Source organism: Crocosphaera sp. XPORK-15E (assembly GCF_034931425.1).
GTDB lineage: Bacteria > Cyanobacteriota > Cyanobacteriia > Cyanobacteriales > Microcystaceae > UHCC-0190.
Window position 1 is genome coordinate 19,795 of the sequence record NZ_JAYGHQ010000026.1, and the last position, 7,272, is coordinate 27,066.

General features: G+C 39.1%; 10 protein-coding genes. 9 read left to right on the forward strand and 1 reads right to left on the reverse strand.

The genetic code is table 11. The annotated features are described in order from the left end of the window. Nucleotides 1-90: 90 nt before the first annotated feature. From VB691_RS22405 to VB691_RS22415, 3 genes are all read left to right on the forward strand, one after another. Nucleotides 91-1,554, forward strand: a complete 1,464-nt coding sequence (locus VB691_RS22405) for a serine/threonine-protein kinase (RefSeq protein ID WP_323293752.1) — start codon at nt 91-93, stop codon at nt 1,552-1,554. Between the two features lie 56 nt (nt 1,555-1,610). Continuing rightward, on the forward strand, nt 1,611-1,823 hold the full coding sequence (gene psb35 / locus VB691_RS22410) for a photosystem II assembly protein Psb35 (protein ID WP_323293753.1): 213 nt from the start codon (nt 1,611-1,613) through the stop codon (nt 1,821-1,823). A 119-nt stretch (nt 1,824-1,942) separates the two neighbouring features. Beyond that, entirely contained in the window at nt 1,943-2,410 is a 468-nt protein-coding gene (locus VB691_RS22415; RefSeq protein ID WP_323293754.1) for a tetratricopeptide repeat protein, read from the forward strand. Nucleotides 2,411-2,415: 5 nt separating this feature from the next. Here VB691_RS22415 and VB691_RS22420 read toward each other — a convergent pair whose 3' ends face one another. Next, nucleotides 2,416-3,201: an SDR family oxidoreductase gene (locus tag VB691_RS22420; protein WP_323293755.1), complete on the reverse strand. Its 786-nt coding sequence runs from the start codon at nt 3,199-3,201 to the stop codon at nt 2,416-2,418. 160 nt (nt 3,202-3,361) lie between these two features. Between VB691_RS22420 and VB691_RS22425 the strand changes: the two genes are divergently transcribed. The 6 genes from VB691_RS22425 to VB691_RS22450 all read left to right on the forward strand — a co-directional run. After that, nucleotides 3,362-4,573 carry an LptF/LptG family permease gene (locus VB691_RS22425; protein ID WP_323293756.1) on the forward strand — a complete coding sequence of 404 codons (1,212 nt, stop codon included), beginning with the start codon at nt 3,362-3,364 and terminating at the stop codon, nt 4,571-4,573. A gap of 180 nt (nt 4,574-4,753) precedes the next feature. Continuing rightward, on the forward strand, nt 4,754-5,086 hold the full coding sequence (locus VB691_RS22430; RefSeq protein ID WP_323293757.1) for a DUF2605 domain-containing protein: 333 nt from the start codon (nt 4,754-4,756) through the stop codon (nt 5,084-5,086). Nucleotides 5,087-5,243: 157 nt separating this feature from the next. After that, nucleotides 5,244-5,564: a DUF2973 domain-containing protein gene (locus VB691_RS22435; protein WP_323293758.1), complete on the forward strand. Its 321-nt coding sequence runs from the start codon at nt 5,244-5,246 to the stop codon at nt 5,562-5,564. Between the two features lie 183 nt (nt 5,565-5,747). Further along, nucleotides 5,748-6,242, forward strand: coding sequence for a Photosystem I reaction center subunit III (locus tag VB691_RS22440; RefSeq protein ID WP_323293759.1), 495 nt, complete (start codon nt 5,748-5,750; stop codon nt 6,240-6,242). 54 nt (nt 6,243-6,296) lie between these two features. Then, nucleotides 6,297-6,425, forward strand: a complete 129-nt coding sequence (psaJ, locus tag VB691_RS22445; protein WP_323293760.1) for a photosystem I reaction center subunit IX — start codon at nt 6,297-6,299, stop codon at nt 6,423-6,425. Between the two features lie 100 nt (nt 6,426-6,525). Next, on the forward strand, nt 6,526-7,272 hold a 747-nt coding region (locus VB691_RS22450; protein WP_323293761.1), incomplete at its 3' end, for a Uma2 family endonuclease.

Below are 7,272 nucleotides of genomic sequence, written 5' to 3' on the forward strand. Positions count from 1 at the left end.
CGTAACTGCTTGATTTTCTGTCCAATAAATTTATAGCATTCTAGATTTATCTTCTGATTATTTCTGTAATTTTTCTTACTCTAAAACATCATGACTCATTGGAAAACTGGACAAAAATTACAAAACGGCCGCTATGAAATTGACAAAATTTTGGGTTATGGCGGTTCAGGAATAACCTACCGTGCGAAAGAACATTCAACGGGTAATTTAGTTGCTATTAAAACCCTCAATGCTTTGATTCAAAATCAAGATAATTTTAGTAAACATCAAGAACGATTTATTCAAGAAGCTTTTTGTTTAGCCAAGTGTAATCATCCCCATGTTATCAAAGTTGAGCAAGTCTGCCAAGAAGGGGAACTCTGGTGTATGGTTATGGAATATGTTGCCGGAGGAACTCTCAAACAATATGCAAGCTATAAAGGAATTTTATCAGAAACAGAAGCACTACATTATATTCAACAAATTGCCTCAGCTTTAACCTATATTCATCAACAAGGATTTATCCATAGAGATGTTAAACCAGGCAATATTATGCTTCGCAAAACTAATATGCAAGCGATTTTAATTGACTTTGGTTTAGCCAGAGAATTTGTCCAAGATAAAGTAGCAACTCATACTAATTCTCGCACAGAATCTTTTGCTCCTTTAGAACAATATGAACTCAGAGCAAAACGAGGAGCTTATACAGATGTTTATGCCTTAGCTGCCACTTTATACTATGTTCTTACCTCACAGTTGCCCTTCCCCGCCCCTTTTCGTCAACAAGGAATTAATCTTATTCCACCCAAAAATCATAATTATAATATCAGTGATACTGTTAATAATGCTATTCTTAAAGGGATGGAACTTCGTTCAGAAAAACGTCCTCAATCAATCCAAGAATGGCTAGATTTATTGAAAACAAAACCCCTGAGTGTTCCCAAGAAACAAAATATTAGAAACTCTCGTCAAGTGCATCTAAATCCTGCGAGAAAAGAGCAGCTAACTATGGCCACTGTCGCCCCATCTCAAGGGGCTAATTTATCAGAAATTCCGGCAAATATTTATAAAAATACAAAAGACACTAGCCCAAAAAAATCAATAATTGTTTCCATATCAGACAGCAATATTGACTATAATAACTTGCAAGGATTTCTCACCATTGGCAATTTAAAAGAAGCCGATAAAGAAACTGCCAGGTTAATGCTAAAAATTGCTGATCGGGAAAAAGCTGGATGGTTAGATAAAATTCATGTCGAAAATTTAGATTGTCAAGAGTTAAAAATAATCGATCAATTATGGTTTGAAATTAGTAACGAACGTTTTGGATTTTCAATACAAAAAAAAATGTATGAAAATCTGGGAGGAAATCAAGAATATAGTTCACAAATTTGGCGAGATTTTGGGGATAAAGTAGGCTGGCGAAACAATAATAATTGGTTATCATATAAAGATCTTAATTTTAATCTTTGGGCCCCCCAAGGACATTTACCCATGTTAGGAATGCAGTTTTGGGGGTTTACTGGATGGTTAACAACCATAATCAATCGCTTAAATACTTGTCAAATTAAGTAGGAATAAGGTTCAATTTTTGATAAAATGGGATAAGTTAAATCAAGAAAGTCAAAAAAATGAACTTATTAGCCTCTTTATTGGCAATCGCTGGTCAATTTCCCACTTATTTTGTCATCGTCTATGTGGTGGGTTTCATCGCTGCCGTTACAATTGGTTCTCTTGCTTGGTACAATTCTAAGCGTCCCGCTGGTTGGGAAGATGCCCAACGTCCTGATTTTGTTCCTGACATGGAATCCAAGGATGAAGCTTCTGAAAAACAAAAATCCTAACCACTCCAAATTATTATCAATTGATAATTAATTAATTCGGTTTATGGTTAGGCAAAGCGGTTCTTTCAATCATCTTCCTTTTTAGATTCTTGGTCATTATCCATTATCCATTGTTGAACGTGAAGTCTTCCCAAATTGATCGCTTATTACAAGACTTAAAAGAAGCAGATGAATTGGCCCGACAAAGGGCCACAAATAAGCTTTGGCAGATTTGGTTTGAACAAAAGGGAGAATTAGGGTTAGAATTGCTGCGGCGATCGCAGTTTTTTCTAGAGGCTGGTAATCAACAAAAAGCCGAAGAAATTCTCACAGAAACAATTCAAAATTATCCTGATTTTGCTGAGGCCTGGAATCGAAGGGCCGTGCTATATTTTACCCAAGAACAATACGAAAAATCCAAACAAGATTGTCAAAAAGTTGTACAATTAATTCCCTATCATTTTGGGGCTTGGCATGGTTTAGGATTATGTTTATTAGCCTTGGGAGAATATACAGAAGCAATTGCTGCTTTCCGCAAAGCGTTAGAAGTCCAACCCCATGCCTTAATCAATCAAAAATTGATTTTAGAATGTACTGCCCTGTTGTAAATAGGTTAACCCCTAAACTGTTTTTCTATGGCATTAACTAACCATTCTCTCGGTAAAAAACGGGACACATTGACAATAAACTGATTACTCAAGCCTCCTGTTACCACATGAGATTTGTTGTTTTCCAGGGCATTTAAGGCATCTTTAACAACAGCTTTAGCTGATGCTAAACCCTTACCATCCTTGCTGGCAAATGTTGAGGGAAAGTTCGCTCTTTCAAAGAAATCCGACTCAGTGGGGCCGGGACATAAAGCAGAAATATGAATACCTTTCTCTTTATTTTCTGCCCATAAAGCCTCAGTAAAACTCAAAACAAACGCTTTAGTTGCTGAATAAGTTGACAAATAAGGTAAGGCTTGAAATCCAGCAATTGACGAAACATTAATAATTCCTCCATTGCCTCGCTGCTGCATTTGCGCTAAAAATAAATGAGTCAACTCAACTAATACCGTAACATTAAGTTGAATCATGTTTAGTTGTTGAGATAGATTCCGTTCGGCAAATGGCCCATAATCCCCAAAACCAGCATTATTAATCAATAAATCAACGGTTTGACCCAGATCCTTGATCTGATCATAAACTTTCTGGCCTGCCTGTGGTTCCGTTAAATCCTGCACAATGACATCAACTTGCAGGGAAGTTTGCGCCTTTAGCTCTTGCGCCAGTTGATATAGTTTATCTTGAGAACGAGCGACTAAAATTAAATTGGTCTGACGAAGGGCTAATTCTTGAGCAAAGACCCGTCCAATCCCAGAAGATGCACCCGTAATCAGAGCCGTTTTCAGTATCATAGGACTACAATTTTAAGGGAGTTACTGTTGTTAAGAATTGTAACGCATGATCGCACAAAAGGATTTATCATCTATGGTAAGACCGTCCGTTGGTTGCCAGGGCAACTAACTAAATCTCGCTCCGTCAATGATTCCAGAATAATGCCCCCAAAAAATGCCGATGCCGATGAAAGTTATTAAATCCCTAATTCACTTTCTGCGATCTCGGAGAGATCCGCAGAGCGGTGCGCGGCCGGGTGGCTTTTCTCTGTCCCTGATGGATCGCTATATCACCTCACAATTAATTGCCCCGTTAATTTTTTCCGTTGGCTTAGTTTCCACTTTAGGTGTTGCTATTGGTTATTTATCAGATTTAGCCAATAAAGTTGTAGATTCTGATTTGCCCTTAATGCAAGCGGTACAAATCTTATTACTCAAAGTACCAGAATTTACAGCCTATGCTTTACCGATCTCAGTGATGTTAACCACATTATTAACTTATGGCCGTTTGAGTAATGATAGTGAATTAATTGCTTTACGGGGATGTGGAGTCAGTCTTTATCGTCTCGTTGTCCCTGCTTTAGTATTAAGTTTAGTGGTGACATTTGTTACCTTTTTATTTAGTGAATTAGTAGTACCCACCGCCAATTATCGGGCCACAGCAATTTTAGTGGAATATCTTCAAGAAGATCATCCCTTTTGGCAAAATAAAGATATTTTTTATCCTGATTATGAACAAATTGTTTTGCCCAACGGCGAAACGAGAAAACGCTTAAAACATTTATTTTTTGCCGAAAAATTTGATGGTAAACACCTGAAAACTTTAACGGTTTTAGAATGGCTAGGAGAAAAACTAAATCGCATTGTGGTGTCTGACTCAGCAACTTGGAATACAAACGAAGATACTTGGGATTTTTTCGATGGCGCAATTTATAAACTTGCACCTGATACCTCTTATCAAGAGACTCATCCCTTTGAACATCGTCAATTACCTTTAAGTAAAGCTCCTTTTGAATTTGCCTTGCAAGGGCGTGATCCTTATGAAATGAATATTATTCAGGCAAGGCAATATATGAGAATCTTAAAAATGATGGGAGATGATAAAAAATTACGCACCTTTCAAGTTCGTATTCAACAAAAAATTGCTTTTCCTTTTATTTGTGTTGTCTTTGGGGTTGTGGGTTCAGCTTTGGGAGCTAGTCCCCAACAAATAAGTCGAGCCACCAGTTTTGGCTTAAGTGTGGTGATTATTTTTACTTATTACGTTCTTGGGTTCTTAATTGGTAGTTTAGGATTAATGGGGGTAATATCCCCATTTCTAGCGGCCTGGTTGCCCAATTTGATCGGGTTGGCCATGGGAGGATTTTTACTGTATCGTTTTGCTGAGTCTTAGACTCAGATCTTGCACCTAGCCTGAAAACCCTGATTTTTGATTGAAAAATCGGGGTTTTGTTATTTTTAAATCATAATCCAAGATCTCAGTTGGCGAGATCAGGTTAAAATTTTCGAGGTGGAATGTAAAGAAATGTAAAAAACGCTAAGATTAAAACAGCGATAAAACCATTTTTATAAGATGTCCCATACCAATCCTACTGAACAAGAACTGCTCAAAACCGTTCTGGAACCATTATTAGAAGACTTTCAATATTGGTTTGTTCGGGCCCGCAATTTATTAGAATCAGAGCGTATCACCTTTCTATCCCTGGAAGAACAAGGGGAACTCTTGGAGAGGGTGAAAACCAGCGAGCAAGAAGTTCGTACCGCTAAAATTCTCTTTGAAGCCACCGGAAAGCAGGCGGGAATCGAGATCAGAGCCTTAGTCCCTTGGCATAACTTAGTGGCCGAATGTTGGCAAGTCTCAAGGAAATGGCGATCTCAGCAAAACCCGAATCTACCCTCGCCTTAAATTTATATCAAGGTCGCAACAATCCCTAGATCATCGGACAATTCTTGGTAAGCTGATTAAAGATTATCTTAAGAAAAGCTTGCGATCTCCCTAATTAACCCCTAATAATTTTTAGCTGACCCCTTCACCTAACAGGTGCTTTATCGGAGGACTTCAAATGTTACATTTAATTTACATTGTGGCTTTCACAATTATTGCCTTTCTCGCCGTTAGTAATCTAATTCGTAGTTTAATTACCGTGAGTATGGATTCCCAACGCCGTCAGCCCCATAGAGGAACATCTCCGGCTGAAAGAGATCTCAAGTGGAGAAATTCTCAAAAGACCATCCACCCCGAATTATTAGATGAGCGAGGAAACCCCATTAATGAACCATTATTAGTGATGCGTTCCGTTACCGTTGAAGATGCGAGACAACAGTTAGACGCGCTGTATAATGCGTCTCCTAGTGCTTCCAAGGAAAAAGAAGAAGAATCCTAAACCCGTTGTCAGAAACGCTTTGGTATGAGGGATTCTCATGATCACAGACCGACTCCCCCAAAAATCTGCTAACAATTTGTAACATACCCCCTAGGCTAAAGGTGTCTGGGGGCTTATTATTATGATGAAAAGTCTACTCGCGCATTCACGCTTAGTCTTTTGTAACAAAAGGAAAGAACTCTTATGAAACGATTGTTCGCGCTAATTCTCATTGCAACTCTGTGGTTTAATTTTGCTCCTGCTGCTTCAGCAGATTATGCTAACCTGACCCCTTGTAGCGAAACCCCGGCTTATCAGCAAAAGTCCAAAAATTTCCTCAACACCACCAATGACCCCCAATCTGGTCAAAAACGTGCGGAACGCTATGCAGAGGCTTTATGTGGCCCTGAAGGCTATCCTCACCTCATTGTTGATGGTAATTTGAGCCACATGGGAGACTTTACCATTCCTGGTATTTTGTTCCTCTACATTGCTGGTTGGATCGGTTGGGTTGGCCGGGCCTACTTAATTGCTATCCGCAATGACAAAGATGCTGAAATGAAAGAGATCGTGATTGATGTACCTCTAGCTCTCAGCAAAATGTTGACAGGTTTTGCTTGGCCTTTAGCTGCCTTTGGTGAACTTACCTCTGGAAAATTAACGGCTAAGGATAGCGAAATTACCGTTTCCCCTCGTTAATTAAACAGCCCTTGCATTTTTTTCATTCATTATCAATTTTTGGGAGAACCATTCATGGAAGGTTTCACAAAGTTTCTGTCTACTGCCCCTGTCTTAATTATGGCCTTGTTAACCTTTACAGCCGGGATTTTGATTGAATTCAATCGTTTCTATCCTGATCTTCTTTTCCATCCCCTCGGATAAGGGATTATTGGACAATGTAAATCCTTAATTGTACTTAGAGGCTGACAAGATTAATCTTATTGTCAGCCTCTTTGATGACAATGCACATCAGATCAGATTTATGACAGCCATACAACTCAGCCCATCCAACCTGCTACCGACGATTACATGGGAAAAATTGCCCGATGATTTCATCCTACCTGACGAACCCGTGGAAAGTAATCTACAACCCCTTTTAGCCTCTGCTTTGCGCGAATCTCTAGCATTAGCCGGGTTAATCCTCGAATCAATGTTAATTGCTTCAAATTTTGGCTTATGTGCTACTGTTGGCGATAAAACTGTAGTTAAAGCCCCAGATTGGCTGTATATCCCATCAGTAAAGCCCATTACACAAGGAGAGATTCGACGCAGCTATACTCCCCATCTAGAAGGGGAGATTCCCACCATTGTCCTGGAATTTATCTCGGAAACTGAGGGAGGTGAATATTCTGTCAATCCTTATTATCCCTATGGCAAATGGTATTTTTATGAAAATATTTTAAAAGTGCCTATCTATGGAATTTTTCAGCCAAAAACAGGAGACTTAGACGTTTATCGCCTAGTATCTGGTAAGTATGAACGACAGTCAGCGAACGACAATCATCGCTATTGGATTGGAGAAATTAACTTATTTTTGGGCGTATGGCAAGGGAAAAAGGATGAAATGTCCGCTTATTGGCTGCGATGGTGGGATCTGTCGGGAAATTTGCTGTTATGGGGAAATGAGTTAGTCGCACAAGAAAGACAACGCAGGGAACAAACCCAATTAGCCCTTGAGGAAGAACGTATGTTTCGTCAACGGTTAGGGGAAAAATTAAGAGATTTAGCT